The organism is Streptomyces sp. W16, from assembly GCF_033194735.1.
Classification (GTDB): Bacteria; Actinomycetota; Actinomycetes; order Streptomycetales; family Streptomycetaceae; genus Streptomyces.
In genome coordinates, this window is sequence record NZ_JAWOAI010000997.1 from 1 (window position 1) to 1,746 (window position 1,746).

The 1,746-nt window shown below is 70.0% G+C and carries 1 protein-coding gene; it reads left to right on the forward strand.

Annotated elements, in window-relative coordinates; all coding sequences use genetic code 11:
* Positions 1 to 370: 370 nt before the first annotated feature.
* Positions 371 to 1,746, forward strand: a 1,376-nt coding sequence (locus tag R6V09_RS52370; RefSeq protein WP_317888438.1) for a DEAD/DEAH box helicase, incomplete at its 3' end; no start/stop codon positions are given.

Here is a 1,746-nt window from a genome sequence, read left to right on the forward strand (position 1 = left end):
CGGACGCCGCCGCCCGCCGACCCGTCGCCGAGCCCTCCGCCGCCGTCCGTCGAGCCGACCGTCGCGGAACCCTCCTCCTCGGCGCACGAGGACCCGGCCCCGCAGCTGGTGGACCGGGAACCGGCACCGGCGGCCGGGTCGCCGGCCTAGCAACGGATGTGACGCACGTCAATGAGGGCTGGTTTGCGTTGGGGGGTGGTAGGTGCGTAAGGTGGTAGATCGTTTGATCCCATTGCCCGGCGCCACTGTAGAGCGCGCCGTGTGGCGCGTACTCTCCCTTGCCGTGGCGGACCGCATTGAGGCGGTCGATAGCGAATCACGGAGTTGACGGGCGCGTGCCGACGGAGACTCCGGAAGGTTTCGCATTCGCATGTCCATTTCCAGTACTGATCACGTCGTCATGCCCGAGAACGAGGGCACCGAGACGGCCGTAGAGGCTCCCGAGGAGACGACCCCCGAGGTCACCTTCGCGTCCCTCGGCCTCCCCGAGGGCGTTGTGCGCAAGCTCGCGCAGAACGGCGTGACCACCCCCTTCCCGATCCAGGCGGCGACCATCCCGGACGCCCTGGCCGGCAAGGACATCCTCGGCCGTGGCCGCACCGGCTCCGGCAAGACCCTCTCGTTCGGTCTGCCGCTGCTGGCGACGCTGTCCGGCGGTCACACCCAGAAGAAGCGCCCGCGCGGCATCATCCTCACCCCGACCCGCGAGCTGGCGATGCAGGTGGCGGACGCCCTGCAGCCCTACGGCGACGTCCTCGGCCTGAAGATGAAGGTCGTCTGCGGCGGCACCTCGATGGGCAACCAGATCTACGCCCTTGAGCGGGGTGTGGATGTGCTGGTGGCCACTCCCGGCCGCCTCCGCGACATCATCAACCGCGGCGCCTGCTCCCTGGAGGACGTGAGCATCGCGGTCCTCGACGAGGCCGACCAGATGTCGGACCTGGGCTTCCTGCCCGAGGTCACCGAGCTGCTCGACCAGATCCCGGCCGGCGGCCAGCGCATGCTGTTCTCGGCGACCATGGAGAACGAGATCTCCACGCTGGTCAAGCGCTACCTCACCGACGAGGTCACGCACGAGGTCGACAGCGCGCAGGGCAACGTCACGACGATGTCCCACCACATCCTCATCGTGAAGCCCAAGGACAAGGCGCCGGTCACCGCCGCGATCGCCTCCCGCAAGGGCCGCACGATCATCTTCGTCCGCACCCAGCTGGGCGCCGACCGCATCGCCGAGCAGCTGCGCGAGTCCGGTGTGAAGGCCGACGCGCTGCACGGCGGCATGACGCAGGGCGCCCGTACGCGGACGCTGGCGGACTTCAAGGAGGGCTACGTCAACGCGCTCGTCGCGACCGACGTCGCCGCCCGCGGTATCCACGTCGACGGCATCGACCTGGTCCTGAACGTGGACCCGGCCGGCGACCACAAGGACTACCTGCACCGCGCCGGTCGTACGGCCCGTGCCGGTCGTACCGGAACCGTCGTCTCCCTCTCCCTGCCGCACCAGCGCCGCCAGATCTTCCGGCTGATGGAGGACGCGGGCGTCGACGCCGGGCGTCACATCATCAACTCCGGTACGGCCTTCGAGCCCGAGGTCGCCGAGATCACCGGCGCCCGTTCGATGACCGAGGTCCAGGCCCAGTCCGCCGGCGACGCCGCGCAGCAGGCCGAGCGCGAGGTCGTCCAGCTCACCAAGGAGCTGGAGCGGGCCACGCGCCGCGCCGCCGAACTGCGCGAGGAGTCCGACCG